The sequence below is a fragment of the Bacillus sp. SH5-2 genome (assembly GCF_008368905.1).
Classification (GTDB): domain Bacteria; phylum Bacillota; class Bacilli; order Bacillales; family Bacillaceae_G; genus Bacillus_A; species Bacillus_A luti.
Genome location: NZ_QOSD01000006.1, coordinates 115,344 through 131,264, shown reverse-complemented (window position 1 = coordinate 131,264; position 15,921 = coordinate 115,344). Strand labels below are relative to the sequence as shown.

General features: G+C 33.7%; 18 protein-coding genes. 16 read left to right on the top strand and 2 right to left on the bottom strand.

The annotated features are described in order from the left end of the window. The first annotated feature begins 221 nt into the window (after nucleotides 1-221). The 8 genes from DN410_RS05680 (at nucleotide 222) to DN410_RS05645 (ending at nucleotide 5,532) form a co-directional block, all read left to right on the top strand. A complete protein-coding gene (locus DN410_RS05680) occupies nucleotides 222-605 on the top strand; it encodes a VOC family protein (RefSeq protein ID WP_149175728.1) in 384 nt (127 codons plus the stop codon). Between the two features lie 14 nt (nucleotides 606-619). Next, nucleotides 620-1,162: a GNAT family N-acetyltransferase gene (locus DN410_RS05675; RefSeq protein WP_149175727.1), complete on the top strand. Its 543-nt coding sequence runs from the start codon at nucleotides 620-622 to the stop codon at nucleotides 1,160-1,162. After that, on the top strand, nucleotides 1,162-1,743 hold the full coding sequence (locus DN410_RS05670) for a kinase (protein ID WP_149175846.1): 582 nt from the start codon (nucleotides 1,162-1,164) through the stop codon (nucleotides 1,741-1,743). Before DN410_RS05675 ends, DN410_RS05670 begins: the two co-directional genes overlap by 1 nt. 162 nt (nucleotides 1,744-1,905) lie before the next feature. Beyond that, complete coding sequence (locus DN410_RS05665; RefSeq protein WP_149175726.1) at nucleotides 1,906-2,640, top strand: response regulator transcription factor; 735 nt, start codon at nucleotides 1,906-1,908, stop codon at nucleotides 2,638-2,640. Beyond that, the gene (locus DN410_RS05660) at nucleotides 2,640-3,956 is read left to right on the top strand and encodes a GHKL domain-containing protein (protein ID WP_149175725.1); all 1,317 of its coding nucleotides are present in this window, start codon (nucleotides 2,640-2,642) and stop codon (nucleotides 3,954-3,956) included. Before DN410_RS05665 ends, DN410_RS05660 begins: the two co-directional genes overlap by 1 nt. A gap of 89 nt (nucleotides 3,957-4,045) precedes the next feature. Next, entirely contained in the window at nucleotides 4,046-4,729 is a 684-nt protein-coding gene (locus tag DN410_RS05655) for a YhfC family glutamic-type intramembrane protease (protein ID WP_149175724.1), read from the top strand. Beyond that, the gene (locus DN410_RS05650) at nucleotides 4,726-5,112 is read left to right on the top strand and encodes a DUF3887 domain-containing protein (protein WP_149175723.1); all 387 of its coding nucleotides are present in this window, start codon (nucleotides 4,726-4,728) and stop codon (nucleotides 5,110-5,112) included. The genes DN410_RS05655 and DN410_RS05650 overlap by 4 nt, the downstream gene beginning before the upstream one ends. A gap of 108 nt (nucleotides 5,113-5,220) precedes the next feature. After that, complete coding sequence (locus DN410_RS05645) at nucleotides 5,221-5,532, top strand: hypothetical protein (protein WP_149175722.1); 312 nt, start codon at nucleotides 5,221-5,223, stop codon at nucleotides 5,530-5,532. Nucleotides 5,533-5,573: 41 nt separating this feature from the next. Here DN410_RS05645 and DN410_RS05640 read toward each other — a convergent pair whose 3' ends face one another. Beyond that, complete coding sequence (locus DN410_RS05640) at nucleotides 5,574-5,789, bottom strand: helix-turn-helix domain-containing protein (protein ID WP_000974633.1); 216 nt, start codon at nucleotides 5,787-5,789, stop codon at nucleotides 5,574-5,576. 10 nt (nucleotides 5,790-5,799) lie between these two features. Continuing rightward, nucleotides 5,800-6,282 (bottom strand): DUF2975 domain-containing protein, encoded by a 483-nt coding sequence (locus DN410_RS05635; RefSeq protein ID WP_149175721.1) that lies wholly within the window; start codon nucleotides 6,280-6,282, stop codon nucleotides 5,800-5,802. Between the two features lie 238 nt (nucleotides 6,283-6,520). Between DN410_RS05635 and DN410_RS05630 the strand changes: the two genes are divergently transcribed. The 8 genes from DN410_RS05630 (at nucleotide 6,521) to DN410_RS05595 (ending at nucleotide 15,820) form a co-directional block, all read left to right on the top strand. Continuing rightward, nucleotides 6,521-7,309, top strand: a complete 789-nt coding sequence (locus tag DN410_RS05630) for a DeoR/GlpR family DNA-binding transcription regulator (protein WP_149175720.1) — start codon at nucleotides 6,521-6,523, stop codon at nucleotides 7,307-7,309. 162 nt (nucleotides 7,310-7,471) lie between these two features. After that, the gene (locus DN410_RS05625; RefSeq protein WP_149175719.1) at nucleotides 7,472-8,338 is read left to right on the top strand and encodes a carbohydrate ABC transporter permease; all 867 of its coding nucleotides are present in this window, start codon (nucleotides 7,472-7,474) and stop codon (nucleotides 8,336-8,338) included. A gap of 10 nt (nucleotides 8,339-8,348) precedes the next feature. Next, nucleotides 8,349-9,167 carry a carbohydrate ABC transporter permease gene (locus DN410_RS05620; protein ID WP_001032572.1) on the top strand — a complete coding sequence of 273 codons (819 nt, stop codon included), beginning with the start codon at nucleotides 8,349-8,351 and terminating at the stop codon, nucleotides 9,165-9,167. Between the two features lie 25 nt (nucleotides 9,168-9,192). After that, entirely contained in the window at nucleotides 9,193-10,554 is a 1,362-nt protein-coding gene (locus DN410_RS05615) for an extracellular solute-binding protein (protein WP_149175718.1), read from the top strand. 83 nt (nucleotides 10,555-10,637) lie between these two features. Then, nucleotides 10,638-12,065, top strand: a complete 1,428-nt coding sequence (locus tag DN410_RS05610) for a CehA/McbA family metallohydrolase (RefSeq protein WP_149175717.1) — start codon at nucleotides 10,638-10,640, stop codon at nucleotides 12,063-12,065. Continuing rightward, entirely contained in the window at nucleotides 12,058-12,765 is a 708-nt protein-coding gene (locus DN410_RS05605) for an HAD family hydrolase (protein WP_149175716.1), read from the top strand. The genes DN410_RS05610 and DN410_RS05605 overlap by 8 nt, the downstream gene beginning before the upstream one ends. Nucleotides 12,766-12,833: 68 nt before the next feature. Then, a complete protein-coding gene (locus DN410_RS05600; protein WP_149175715.1) occupies nucleotides 12,834-13,934 on the top strand; it encodes an ABC transporter ATP-binding protein in 1,101 nt (366 codons plus the stop codon). A 224-nt stretch (nucleotides 13,935-14,158) separates the two neighbouring features. Then, complete coding sequence (locus DN410_RS05595) at nucleotides 14,159-15,820, top strand: alkaline phosphatase (protein ID WP_149175714.1); 1,662 nt, start codon at nucleotides 14,159-14,161, stop codon at nucleotides 15,818-15,820. The last annotated feature ends 101 nt before the right edge of the window (nucleotides 15,821-15,921 follow it).

Here is a 15,921-nt window from a genome sequence, read left to right as displayed (position 1 = left end):
TAAAAAAACTTTCTCAATATAAATAGGTGTTTAATGTGTTTAAAATTCTGAAAAAATAAAATATAATAAATGTAAGAACTGGTTATGTCCAAACCAAATCTCCTGTTTTATGCCAATAAGCTGGGGGCCGAGAAATCGGCCTCATTTTTTTGTGCTTATGGAACAAGGTTATTTAAAAGATTTGTCGAATTTTTAGGGGGATAGATAAAGGGGGATGTAACATGAATTTAAAAATGAAATATATCATTTTATATGTTGAAAAGTTTGAGGAATGTTTAAGGTTCTATAAAGACACTTTACAGTTACCTATAAAAGCAGAGCATGGTACATATATTGAATTTCATACTGGATCAACAATTTTAGCGATGAATACGAGAGAAGATGTAAAGAAATTAACCGGATTACCGCTTACAGAAGGTGAATTACAGTCTTCTCATTTCGAATTGGGATTCGTCGTTGAGAATGTACAAGAAACAATTGAGCAATTCAGAGAGCAAGGTATCAAGATTTTAGTTGAACCAATTGTAAAGCCATGGGGACAAACAATTGCATACATTGCTGATCCAGACGGTAATTATATTGAAATTTGCAGTTCATTAGAATAGAGGGAGAAAAAGAGATGGGATTTCCGAAACTAGAAACAGAACGTTTACTATTAAGAGAACTTACATTATTAGATGCAGAAGCGATGTTCCGCTATTTTTCGAAAGAATCTGTTATACGTTATTTCGGGATGGATTCTTTCGAAAATATTGAACAAGCGAAAACAACGATTCAAACGTTTAAAAATCGTTATGAAGAAGGAAGTGTGTTTCGTTGGGGAATTGAGAAAAAGGGGTCGGGTCAACTAATTGGAACGTGCGGATTTCATTTAATTAACAATCATCATAAACGAGCTGAAATTGGTTATGAATTAGACGATACATATTGGGGGCAGGGATATGCAACTGAAGCACTTCAGGCCATATTAACTTATGGATTTGAATCGTTACAGCTCATAAGAATTGCTGCTGTTGTATATGTAGAAAATAAAGCTTCTCAAAAATTGTTAAAAAAAGCAGGGTTTCAAGAAGAAGGATTGCTTCGAAAACATATGATTCAAAATGGAGTTGCTCATGATACAATTTTATACTCTTTATTAAAGGAAGAGTGGCAGAAGTAATGGGTACACGTGAACTTATAAATGTTATGAAGAAGCATAAAGAAAATAGATTCATTTTAGGAATAGATGGTTTAAGCCGTTCAGGCAAAACAACATTCGTAACAAATTTAATGAAAAATATGAAACAAGAAGGCATTCCGTTTCATGTTTTTCATATTGATGATCATATTGTGGAGCGTAATAAACGCTATCATACAGAACATGAAGAATGGTATGAGTATTATTATTTACAATGGGACATTGCATACTTACGGCAGACATTTTTTCAGAAGCTACAACATGAAACAAAATTGAAATTGCCTTTTTATGACGATGAAAAAGACTCATGTGAAATGAAGAAAGTACAGATTCCTATCGTAGGTGTAATTGTAATTGAAGGAGTTTTTCTGCAACGAAAAGAATGGAGAGATTTCTTTCATTATATGGTGTATTTGGATTGTCCAAGAGAGACAAGATTTCTACGCGAGAGTAAGAAAACACAGAAAAATCTTTCAAAGTTTGAGAATAGGTATTGGAAAGCAGAGGATTATTACTTAGAAACGGAATTGCCGAAGGATAGGGCGGATTTAGTCATAAAGTGATTTGAAGAAAACCTCAACTTTTTGTTTGAAAAGTTGAGGTTTCTCTATGTAATAGCAGATTAATTATTTCAATTAATGAGAAGGAGAATATTATTATAATTTGAATTATATATTTATAGATAAATCTATAGATAAAAATATTTCAATAAAGCGAGTGATCACATGAGTATTTTTATTTTAGAAGATGATGTCATACAAGCGCAGCAAATGAAGCGGCTAGTTGAAGAGATTTGTGAGAAATATAGGTTGCCTTTTGATTTTATCGAGGTAACTAGTAAAAGTGAAAACATTATTACTAACATTCCAAAGGCGAAGTATGTCCCAATCTATTTTTTAGATATAGAGATAAAAAGAGAAGAGCGTAAAGGTTTACAAGTGGCGCAAGAAATACGAAAGTATGATACGCAAGGAATTATTGTGTTTGTAACGACGCATTCTGAATTTGCACCTATTTCATACCAATACATGGTATCAGCTTTAACTTTTATTGATAAAGGGTTGCCATACGAGGAGAAGTGTAAAGTTTTTGAACAATGTTTACTCCAATATGAAGCACGTAATAAGCACATCATTCCATCTGATGATTTTATTGTTGAAAACAGTAATGCAACTGTACGAGTTCCTTTTCACGAAGTTGAATATGTTATGACCGATGAACCGCACCGGTTAGCATTAGTGACGTTAGATCGAATCGTTTATTTTTATGGAACTTTAAAGGAAATTGAAATAATAGATGAACGTTTATTTCGTTGTCATCAATCATATATCGTGAATACGAAGCAAATGTTTTATTACGATGCGAAGCAAAAAATGATAGTTTTAAAAAGCGGGAAACGTATTCCGGTATCACGTCGTTTAGTGAGTAAAGTACGTAACATGTTAAAGGGTGAGATGTAATGTATATTTATGATTTATTTGCAATACTGCTTACTAGTATGTGTCACACGTTTTTATACATACAATTAATCCGGTACAATAGATTGTCAGTTAGAATGTTAATAGCTTTAAGTGCGGTATTCATTATTTTACTTGCTATTGTCGTAACAGTAACGAGATATCCAGAGTTGAATAGTACGATTGTGTTATTTTTAATAAGTTTAGGATTAATGCAAAATGAATTGAAATTTAAGCATAATTTATATTTTGCACTGGTGAGTATGGTGATTATAACGTTAGTGAAAATGTTACTTTTCGATTTAGGAATGAAAATCTTTATGTTAACGCCATTCAATTTATATTTATGGACAGGTAGCATGATTCATCTTATCGTATCGACACTTACTTTTATCGGTATTCTATTAGCGCGTAAAAGAATCCAAAAAATTGCTCAATATATAGTAGGTAGTCCGTTATATTATATAACTTACATATTATTAATTATCGGGTTTATTATTGAACTAATTTTAACTCAGCCGTCAACTGAGTTTTTAGCAAAAATAAATCAACAATACAGTGAAGTAAGTTATAATTCAGCGATTATTATTTTTTTATTATTACTAATCATTGTACTAATAAGCTCACATTTATCGAAAGAAAAGTTACGAGAAGAGCATGAAAAACGTTTAGATAAAGAGTTATTAGATTATGTGGAGAAATTAGAGGATATGCATGATGAGCTTGCTAGTTTCCGTCATGATTATATGAATGTATTACTATCGTTAGAAGAGGGAATACGTACAAAAAATGTGAAAGAAATTGAGCAAGTGTATTATGATGTTGTTGCACCTACATTAAAAACAATAAATGACCATGAACTTGATATTGCAAAATTATCTCGCATACATATTCCTGAAGTAAGAAGTGTATTAAGAGCGAAAGTCGGCACTGCCCAGCAGCAACAAATAAAAGTAATGCTTGATATACCGGAGAATATTGAAAGTGTTTCAATGACCATTATTTCATTTATTCGCATCATTTCAGTTTTAGTAGATAATGCAATTGAAGAAGCAGTACAAAGTGAGGAGAAGATATTGCAAATCGCATTCTTTGAAATGGATTCACGACAATATTTTATCGTGCGTAATAGTTCAAAGAGTGAAGAGATTGATTTGCAAAAAATTTATGAAAAAAACCATTCAAGTAAAGAAGGGGCTAGAGGATACGGGCTATTCTCATTAAAACGTATCATGAATAAAACAAATAATGCGACGTTAGAAACAACTTATGTAAGTCCTTATTTCACACAAACATTTATATTAAAAGAGATGAAATGACCATCCATGATGAAAATGAAACCGAATAGGAAATAACTACATACTTTTTTCACTCGTTTTTATACACTTCAAGTAAGAGGTGAAGCGAGATGAATGGTCTTATTTTTACAACAATGATTAGCATTGGTTTACCGCTTATTGCACTTTTATATGCTTTTTGGAAGAAACGCTATATTCCATATATGTTAGGGGTATTGGCTTTTGTTGTATCACAAATATTGATTCGCATACCAATACTGAATTATTTAAATGGAACTAGCACAGATTTTCAAATGTTTTCTGTTATGCAGCCTGTACTATTTGTTCTTTTGCTTAGTTTATCAGCTGGAATTTTTGAAGAGGTAGCCCGTGTTATCGCAATGCGTTATTTTATGAAACAACGAGATTGGCAGTCTGGCTTTTTATTTGGAGCAGGGCATGGTGGTATTGAGGCGGTATTGATAGTCGGTATCCCGGTAATATCCCTACTATTATCACAAACAGTCATCCAAAATGGTGACAGTTACTATTTCGGCGGTATCGAGCGTATTTTTGCGATGGTATTACATGTCGGGCTTTCCTTCATTGTATTGCAAGCTGTCGTCCAAAAGAAATTTCGTTATGTTGTGTATGCAATTATCATCCATGGGACTGCAAATGGAATAGCGAGCATTATATCACTTTATGTACCAGGGAAAAGCGGGATCATTATGTCAGAAGTTTCAATAGCAATTTGTGCTTTACTCGTTTTTAGTTATAGTTTCAATTTAAAAAGAAAGGGTGTATTAAAATGAGAAAAATGTTACTTATTATTATAAGTGCTATCGCGGCATTCGCACTTGCAGCATGTACCGGAAATAAAGTAGATGAAAGTACGTCTAAAAAATTTATTCCGAAAGCGGAAGAAATTGTATCATTATTAAATGAGGCAAAATATAAAGAAGTGCATGAAAAATTTGATAGTAAAATGACAGCTGCATTGCCAGAAGAAAAGATGAAAGATCTTACACCTATAATCGAGAAAGCTGGTACGTTCGAAAAAATTGAAAAACAATCGATTGAAGAAAAAGATGGTTTATATACGGTTATTCTTGTAGCGAAATATAGTAAAGAACAACGGACATTTATTATAACTTATAATGATAAAGAGAAAATAGCAGGTTTAGTTATCAAATAAAAAAGAGACACAGTGGAAGTTACCGCTGTATCTCTTTTTTTTGTTTTAACCAAATTATGGTTATTTATGCTAATATGAAATCATAGCTACATAAGAAGGAGGGGTAGGATGAACACCGAAATAGTTCCCAAAAAGAAGTACAGTATAATAAGCTATATATCTTTACTCATCGGCATTTTGTGTTTTCTGTTCGTTTTTATTACACCGACAAGGATAGCGAATGTAGGTAATATAGTGGGAGACTATATTGCAGTTGCCCTGACAGTTGCAGGTATTATACTTTCTGTCATTACAATGACGAAAAAAACAGAAAAGAAAGCAATTGCAATTGTCTCATTAATACTTTCTTCATCTTTCTTTGTTTTTTGGATTATCACGATTATCTTATTGTTTACTGGTCAAATTAGTTTTGCGCCGTAATGTGCAATCAAAAGAGTCCTTCTCGTATGAAGGACTCTTTTTTATTCGGTATCTTCTGGTCGATATTCTAAAATATCCCCAGGTTGGCACTCTAATGCTTTACAAATTGCTTCTAAAGTGGAAAATCGAATTGCTTTTGCTTTTCCGTTTTTCAAAATAGAAAGGTTAGCCATCGTAATCCCAACTTTATCAGTCAGCTCTGTGACACTCATTTTCCGTTTAGCAAGCATTACATCAATATTAATTATTATTGCCATATGTATCACCTCAGACCGTCAAATCGTTTTCTGATTTTATATCTATCGCATCTTGTAAAAGCCTTTGGAGAACGGCAGCAAAGACCGCGATAACCATTGATGCAAGAATCATGATCATGCCAATAATGATAAAGCCTGGAGCGTCATCTCTCTCCGCAATGAGATAAAAGAGTGGCATGCCTAATAGGTACAAGATGCTGATTGTCATAGCGCAGTATTTTATATTTTTTAAAGCGCTAACAGACAATTCCGAGAAAGCATTGTTTTTATCAATATAGCTTAACAGTTTAAAAGCTTGATACAGGGCGTAGTAAAAAGGTATAGCCGTTGCATATAAATTGATAAAGACAAGATATTTTATAAATGCAATATCGGGATACAATTCAGCTGCGAAATTCCCAATTTTAGGGACCAAAAATATACACATAGCTAGAACAGGGATTCCGATTAGAATCACAACGGTTTTTAAAAAGAGTGTGGATCCTTGTTTCATAAAAAGCACCTCATTTATTTAATATCTTTTAAATTTAACATGAAATTTATTGTTTAACAATAAATTTTTATTTATTATAATCATGTTTTTATTGTTAAATAAATTTTGAATTAAAATGAATATAATCGTTCCTTATTTCTGTAAATGATGTTATGTTAAAAGTAATGATTAAAACTTTTGTATATTAAGAGTGTTTAGAAAATCAATATTTTGCGTAATTAGACGAGGTGTTAATGAAATGAAATCGTACACACAGTTTGAACGAAGAAAACACATACTAGATGAGTTGGAAAAGTATAATCGAGTGATGGTAAATGATTTAGCGAAAGTACTAAATGTTACAACAGAAACGATACGAAGAGATTTGGATATGTTGCATAAGGAAGGGCAGCTTACGAAAATACATGGTGGGGCAATTAAGAAAAAAGATCAATCACTAGAATTTCATTTTGATAAACGTCGATCTGAGAATATTGAAGAAAAACGAAAAATTGCAATGGAAGCAAGTAAACTCGTAGAAGATAATGATATTATCGCAATTGAAATTGGGACAACTACAATGCAAATTTTAGATTACATATACGATAGAAAGAATTTGACGATTTTAACAAACTCGATACCGGCTGTGAATAAAATTATTGAGCTGAAAGAACAGTACGATTCCTTTGATTGCAGGTTAATAGTCATAGGAGGAATATTGAATACAAATTCATTAGCACTGTCTGGAGAAATGACGTTAAACTATCTTGATCATTTCACTGTTAATAAGTTATTTGCTTCGTGTGATGGCATTTCATTAGAAAAAGAACTAACATGTTCATATATTGAAGATGCTCAAATATATAAGCAGTTAAAAAATAATGCAAAACAAGTTGTAATGATGGCTGATGAATCAAAGTTTAATTTAACAAAGTTTTATAAAAGCGGGAGTTTTAGTGATATAGATGCATTATATACGAATGCGAAACTTGATGAAGCGTGGGAAAGTGTGTTAACAAGTAATGGAGTAGAAATAATAACAGTATAGAAAAACAAAAAGAAGGCTATTTCTTAGTAAGTTGAGGAATAGCCTTCTTTTTGTTTATATGTTGTTTTGTTTTGTTAATTTGTTGTTTTTACAATTAGTTAACAAATTAACAACATTGTGTTAATAATGAACTCGTACAATATGAATTAGGGGGTGGCAAGAATGCAAATAAAACTATCAAAAGCTGTGTTCTTTTTAATACCAGTTGGAATACCTCTAATCTTGTTTTGGATTATTCCGAATTTCATTAGTTTAGGTATTAGTTTTACTGATTGGGATTTTATGACGAATGATTTTAACTTTGTTGGTTTAGAAAACTATTTCAATTTATTTACACAAGATTCTTTTATGCAAGCATTGCTCAATACGTTTTATTTCGGAATTGGAACAGTCATTCCGACGATTGCATTAGGCTTAGGGTTCGCATTATTTTTCCGAAAGAAATTCAAAGGTTCTGCATTGTATCAATTAATGATCTTTTCACCATGGGTAACGCCAACAATAGCTGTATCCATTGTGTGGTCACTCTTATATGAACCTCAATTTGGAGTTATTAATAAAGTGCTAAACTTTTTCGGAATACCTGGTTTGGACTGGCTTCAGAGTAGTCAAACAGCGATGTTAGCGGTCATTATAATGACTGTTTGGAAATTAGTTGGTTGGACAATGATTTTCTATATCGGCGCATTAGAAAAAGTTCCAGATAGTTTATATGAAGCAGCTAGTATTGATGGAGCAAATGTATGGCAGAAATTTAGATATGTAACACTGCCAATGGTTTCATCAACAACTTTCTTCTTAGTTGTCGTTAATACAATTTCTTCAGTGCAGGCTTACGATCAAATAAAAATTTTAACACAAGGTGGACCTAGTGGTTCGACGCGTACGTTACTGTATTTATTCTTCCAACAAGGGTTTGAACAGTTTGATATGGGATCTGCAACAGCAATCGCATTTATCATACTAATCATTACAATTCTACTATCTGTTATAAACAAAATAATAGGTGATAAGTGGGTGAACTATTAAGGTGAATAATATGAACAAAGGTCCATTAATCGTAAAGCATCTCTTTCTAGCTCTATCAAGTATACTATTTGTTTTTCCGTTCATATGGATGGTACTTGGCTCGTTTAAAACATCTAGTGAAGTATTACAAGGAGGCTTTTGGCCTAAAGAATTTCATTGGGAAAATTATCGACAAGTATTAGACATACTACCATTTAACACATATTTATTTAATAGTTTTTATACATCTTTCCTCATTACAATATATGTGCTTGTTTCATCTGCACTGTTTGCTTATATGTTGGCATTTTACAAGTTTAAAGGTAAAAATATTACATTTAGTGTTGTAATGGCAACGTATATGATCCCTGGAGCTGTTTCGTATGTTCCTGTATATGTAATGCTAGGGAAATTTGGTCTGCTTGATTCTCATTTTGGATACATGATTTCTATGGCTGTTAGCGTATTCGGTATTTTCTATTTAAAACAATCGTTCCACAAAGTTGGTTTTGAAATAGTTGAAGCAGCCAAAATTGATGGGGCAAGTGATTGGCGTATTCTTTGGAAGATTATTTTCCCAATGACACGATCATCATTTGTAACATTAGGATTGGTCACGTTTATTGGTAATTATAATAATTACGTCTGGCCAGCTCTTATTTTGAAAGATAATACGCAAAAGTTAATTACGAATGGAATTGCTGATTATTTCATTAATAGTTCCTTAGGAAGAGATTGGTCACACATTATGGTTGCAAGTACAATCGCAACAGTGCCACTCCTAATCGTATTTTTAATTCTACAAAAATGGTTTTTATCTGGTGTTACTGATTCAGGAATAAAGGGGTAATTAAATAGTAAAGGGGATCTGTGGGATGAAAAAACTATTCATGCTTCTAACAGTTATAACATTGTTTGTAAGCGCACTTGCGGGATGTTCAGGCGGAAAAGGAAGTACGGTTAAAGCGAGTAAAGAAGGAGAGAAGGTTGTTGTTCCATTCATTAACGGAGTAGGAGGTTCTCTTGCAGATCGTGTAGATAAGATTGTAGAAGAATACAATAAAAGCCAGGACAAATATGTAGTGAAAACGACAAAAGCTGGTAGCTATGATGAGTCTTATCAAAAATTACAAAGTGGATTTGCAGCAAATAATCAAGAAGCAATTGCATTACTAGGTTCAGATGTCGTTCAAGAATATGCTAAAAAACAGTTAATCGTACCTATAGATGAATATGTTAAAAATGATACTAATTTCAAAAAAGAAGATTATGGAAAAGGGTTTATGGAGCAAGCAACGATTAACGATAAGTTGTATGGAATTCCGTTTTACGGTACAACACAAATTTTTTATTACAATAAAAAAGCATTAGCGGAGAATGGTTTTACAAAAGATGATTTAAAGACGTGGGAAGGTGTAGAAAAAGTAGCAAAAACAGTCGCAAAACGTGGTCAAAATGGAAATGTATCATATGCGGGCTGGATGCCAATGTGGGGAACTTCCAATTTAATTGATGCGGTTCGCAGTGCTGGCGGAAATGTATTAAGTGAAGATGGTACCAAAGTATTAATTAACGATGACACTTGGGTTACGGTATGGGAGAAATTCCGTACATGGCTTCATGAAGATAAAATTATGAAAATACATTCAGGTGGTACTGGATGGGAATATTGGGATAAAACAGTAATTGATTTAGTTGAAGGTAGAACGCTAGGATTTACAGGATCATCTGGTGACCAAGGATTTGTTTTTAAATCATTAGGAAAAGGAATGACAGAAGAAGAACGCCTTAACACATTTGAAGCATTACCTCAGCCTGCTTGGGGTAATAATAAACCAGCGCCAAAACTAGAAACATATTTATTTACATTAACGAGAAATATTGATCCAGAAGTAGCAAAAGGCGCATATGACTTTATGAAGTTTGCGACAAGTACGGAGAAAACGGCTGAATGGTCTATGGCTACAGGATATATCCCTGTTCGTAACAATGTAACAGATTACGGCCCATATGCTGAATTTGTCAAAAAACAACCACAAGCATTAGTTCCATTAGAACAAGCTAACAATTATGGAGTGGGACCATTTGTTGATCCAACGGGCGGGAAAATCAATGATGCCTTAAATGTAGCGAAAGATAAAGTAGAGATTGAAGGAATTCCAGCGAAAAAAGCATTAGATGAAGCAGCTAAAGTTGCACAAGAAGAGTTAGATAAAGTTTTGAAAAAGAAGAAGTAATATTACATGAGGTGCTTTTGAACACAGGAAGTGCTTCTAAATGACCTTCATTAAAACGGAAAACGGAAAAAGGTGTGAGAACGATGATCGAAATAACAAGTACGATAACACTTTCTCCATTCGTAATAAATAAACATTGTTTCCAAATGGATGAAACTGATATTAAAAATTTCACATTAACGATTGATCAAGGGGATAGCCAGAAAATCCCGCTTTTATTAATCGTAAGAGATCCTAGCGGTTATGTACGTATACAATATCAAACGCCAGTTGCAAATGAAAAACTAGTCGTATCGAAAGATGTAAAGTTTTGTTCCGCAGGGTGTAGTGGAGGAGAAATACAGTCAGGTAATTGGGAATTGGAAGTCATATATATCCCTCATTGTGCAAAGAAAGTAGTGAAATTTACTGGGGCAAAAGTTGACTACACAGTAAATATAGTAGTGAACGATCAGTTGGAACGAAAGTATAATAGAGAGCACTTTTGTAAGGAAAATGTTTTTATCGATGATGACCGTTTTAATAAGGTGATAAATGAAGAACATCGCTGGTACAAAGGAGAATTTCATGAACACACAGATTTAACTGATGGCGAGATAGATGATGAACTTGGAATGAAAGTATGCGAAAAACAAGAATTAGATTTTTTATATGCAACGGAGCACAATATCGTAATGCCATCGTATGAAAAAGGAAACACATTAATTATACCATCTATGGAACTTACAACTCCGTACGGTCATTACAATATATTCGGGATAAAGGAATACGCTGACTTTACAAAGTATGTAGATGAATCATTTAGCGCTGAAAATATGAACGTACTATTTTCATTGATGAAGGAAAAAGGCTATTTATTGAGTGTGAATCACCCATTTATGAAACCTTGGGCGAACCAAGTGAATATCGATTTAGAACATGTTCATACGATGGAAATTATGTGTGACCCAACTTATAAAAAAAGTAAATCATCCACTTTAGAAGCTTTACGTTGTTTCGATCAAATGTGGGCAAATGGTCTTAAAATTTGGGGGATAGGAGGAAGTGATTCGCATTTACATCCGTCTAAAACATTCCCAGGATCAAAAGACCCATCCATTTACGGTGATCCAGGAACATATGTATTATGTAACGGTTTATCTATGAAAAACTTAAAATCTGCAATCAAAAAGGGACGAATTTATTTCTCACGTTTTAGAAAACTAGTGATAGATATTCAAAATGAAGGGGAAGCGATATATGTCGGTGATGAGGCTAAGGGAAATATTATTTACAGCATTGCTACTGACAAACCGTGTGATTGGAGACTAATAATAAATGGGCAAATGATAGAACAAAAACCTGGCTGCGATGTAACCTTTGTATTCTCTTTAACTGAAGGGGAATACGCTAGGGTTGAGGGATGGGAAGAGGATGAATTAGTAGCGTTTATTAATCCTATTCATAATAAAGTACAGTATAAAAATGTAAAAACATGGGATGAAATTATAGGGGGAATAAAAAGTGAATAAAGCAATTATTTTTGATAAAGATGGAACATTAATACAGTTAGATTCCGTTTGGTACAAAATTGTACATCGTGTGTTAGATGATATATTTCAAACGTATCCAAATGAAACAAGTAAACGAGATGATTACTTATCGATTATTGGTATGAATGATAATGATTTTGAGAGTACGAGTTTACTAGCTTGTCGCACAAATTACTTTATTGCGGCTGCATGGTATTCGTTGTTAGAAAGTCAACATGTAGATAAAAAGAATTTCATTCATGACGTATGTCTTTTATTCAAAAAGTACTCTACTGCAGATGATCTTATATTTACAGAAGTGGAAGGTGCAAAGGAAACGTTACGATATTTAAAAGAAAATGAATATATTATTGGCGTTGTTACGGCAGACGATGTTGATGCTGCGATTCATTCTCTAAAAATGACCGAGTTATATGATTACGTAGATTTTTTAGGTGCAGATGATGGTGTGAATAGAACAAAACCTGAAAGTGATTTTTATCATATGTTTAAAGAACAATTCTCATTAGCTGAGGAAGATGTACTTATGGTAGGTGATACATTAACAGACGTTACATTTGCGAGAAATAGTAATATTAAAGTAGTGGGCGTCTTATCCGGTGCAAGTAGAAAAGAAGATTTAGAAGGAAAAGCTGATTATATTTTAGATAGTATGAAGGATATTTCGAAAGTTTTATAAAACAACTGTACACCGAATTTTCTCAATAAGAGTACTTATAAAAACAGCTCAATTTCTAGGAGGATATTATGGCTCAACTATCATTCAAAAACATTTACAAAAAATATGATCATGATGTGACAATCGTAAAAGATTTTAATCTAGAAGTAAATGATGGCGAATTTATCGTTTTGGTTGGTCCTTCAGGGTGTGGGAAATCTACAACATTACGTATGATTGCAGGACTTGAAGAGATTTCAGAGGGCGATTTTTATATTGATGGAAAGCGTGTAAATGATGTTACACCGAAAGATAGAGACATTGCAATGGTATTTCAAAACTACGCGCTTTATCCACATATGAGTGTTTATGAAAACATGGCATTTGGGTTAAAACTACGAAAGTATAGTAAAGAAGAAATTGACCAGCGTGTGCAACATGCAGCGAAAATTCTTGGGCTTGATCAGTATTTAAGTAGAAAGCCAAAAGCACTTTCAGGTGGACAACGCCAACGTGTCGCTTTAGGAAGGGCGATTGTTCGAAATGCGAAGGTATTTTTAATGGACGAGCCTTTATCAAACTTAGATGCGAAGTTGCGTGTTCAAATGCGTGCTGAGATTACAAAATTACACAAGCAACTGCAAACAACAACTGTGTATGTTACGCATGATCAAATAGAAGCTATGACGATGGCAACCCGCCTTGTTGTGTTAAAAGATGGGATTGTACAACAAGTCGGTACACCGAAAGAAGTGTATGAAAATCCTGAGAATGTATTTGTTGGAGGATTCATTGGCTCTCCTGGAATGAATTTTTTTAAAGGATTATTAACAGATAACGCGCTTATGGTTGATAAGTGGGAAATTGAAGTACCAGAAGAGAAAATGAAGGGCTTGCGAAATAAGGGCTATACGAATAAAGAAATTATAATAGGGATACGTCCAGAAGACTTTTATTATGGAAAAGCAATCGAGGCGTTATCATATAACGCAAAAGTAACGGTATGTATTGATGTAGCAGAATTAATGGGGGCGGAAACATATCTATATTCTAGCCTAAACGGACAATCTTTTGTTGCACGTGTGGATACTTCTTTAGATGTGAAAAGTCAATCAAATATAGATTTAGTTTTGAACATGGAAAAAGTTCATTATTTCGACTTAGAAACTGAGAAACGAATTGTTTTATAGAAAATAATTATGGGATTATATTTTTAAAGTTTCTCCAATTAAATGAAAAGTAAAAAAACGATTATCCTTTCAATTACAGGATAATCGTTTTTTTATTTTTTAGGAAACAAGTTGTTGTTAGCTTCGTGATAATAGGGGATTACTATTATAAACTTGCATAAATACAGCGGGAGATTACCGTCTTGTATACATACAAAGATGAAATAGTCTATGGAGGGACAGCTATGTCGAATTGTAGTAAAAAGATAATAGGACTCATGATAACCTTAAGTATGTTAGGGACAGGAATAATAATGAAAGATAGTGAGATAAAAGCTGAGACGAAAAAAGGAGAACACCAGCCGAAAAATGTAATAATGATGGTTATGGACGGAACGAGTTCTTCGGCGACAACATTGGCTCGATTGTATAAAGGGGCACCGCTCGCGTTAGATGAAATTGTAACAGGGGGCGTTCGTACCTATTCAGCAGAATCAGCTATTACAGACTCAGCCCCAGCAGCTACAGCATTAGCAACAGGGAATAAATCGAATGCAGGGTATGTAGGCGTATTACCTTCTATTGTGAATTCACCTCGTGTAAAGCCAATAACAGAAGAGGACTGGATGAGACCAGTTGCCAATGTTTTAGAAGGGGCAAAACGCACTGGACGTGCTACTGGAATTGTTGCAACATCTGAAATTCAGCATGCTACTCCGGCTGGGTTCTCGGCTCACCATGCCAATCGCAAGCATTTTGACGTAATTGCGGAGCAGCAAGTATATCAAAATATAGATGTCGTATTAGGTGGGGGAAAAGCATCACTTCTACCTGTAAAAAGTAGTGGGATTCGAAAAGATGGTGAAGATTTAGTAAAAGTAATTCAAAACAAAGGATACGACTTTGTTGAAACGAAAGATGCATTATTGAACGCTACATCAAATAAAATTTGGGGCTCTTTCTCTCATACTGCACTTGCGTTCGATATGGATCGTGCAGCAACGAATCCGGAGCAACCAACACTTTCTCAAATGACAGAAAAAGCAATTCATACATTATCTAAAGATAAAGATGGCTTCTTTTTATTTATAGAAGGAAGTAAACCTGATTGGGCAGCGCATGCGAATGACCCAATTGGGATGATTAGTGATGTATTGGCATTTGATGAAGCGGTAGCAAAAGCGTTACAATTTGCCCAAAAAGACGGGAATACGTTGCTCATCGCTGTAGCTGACCATGGTAACAGCGGAATTTCTATTGGCAATATGAATACGACAAAAGAATATAAGACGACCCCGGTAGCAGCTTACATAAACCCACTGAAAAAGGCAAAAATGACACTTGAAGGTGCTACAAATAAACTGAAAAGTGATTTATCAAATGTAGGAGATGTAGCTACATTATATGGTCTGGACAATTTAAAGCAAGAAGAAAAAGAAAAGTTAAAAGCAGCTCAAAAGAAAAATGATGTAGGCCCGATACTTACTACATTATTGGCTAATCGTGCAAACATTGGTTTTACGACAGGCGGTCATACAGGTGAAGACGTATTTTTATACTCTTATGGACCTCAAAAACCAAAAGACTTAGTCCAAAATACGGACATTGCGAAAACTATGGCAAAATCAATGGGCTTTAACTTAGAAGAATTAACAAATGAATTATTTGTAGAGAGTAAAGTAGCCTTTAAGAGAATTGGTGCAACTGTAACGATTGACAAAACGGATACAACAAATTGGACCCTCATAGTAAAACGAAATAAAGAGGAAGCTCAATTATTTGCTAATAAAAATATCATCCGAATCGGTGGAAAAGATTATGAATTAGGAAGCGTCGTCGTTGAAAGTAATGGAAAGTTCTATGTACCAGAAGAAGCAATTCATTTATTTATAAAGCATTCTCGTTAAAAAATCGCTAACCATTTATCCTTGATAGGCTAAGTGGTTAGCGATTTTTTGTATTATATCATAAATGTTTTTATATTACACCGTAATAGGTTACTATCTTC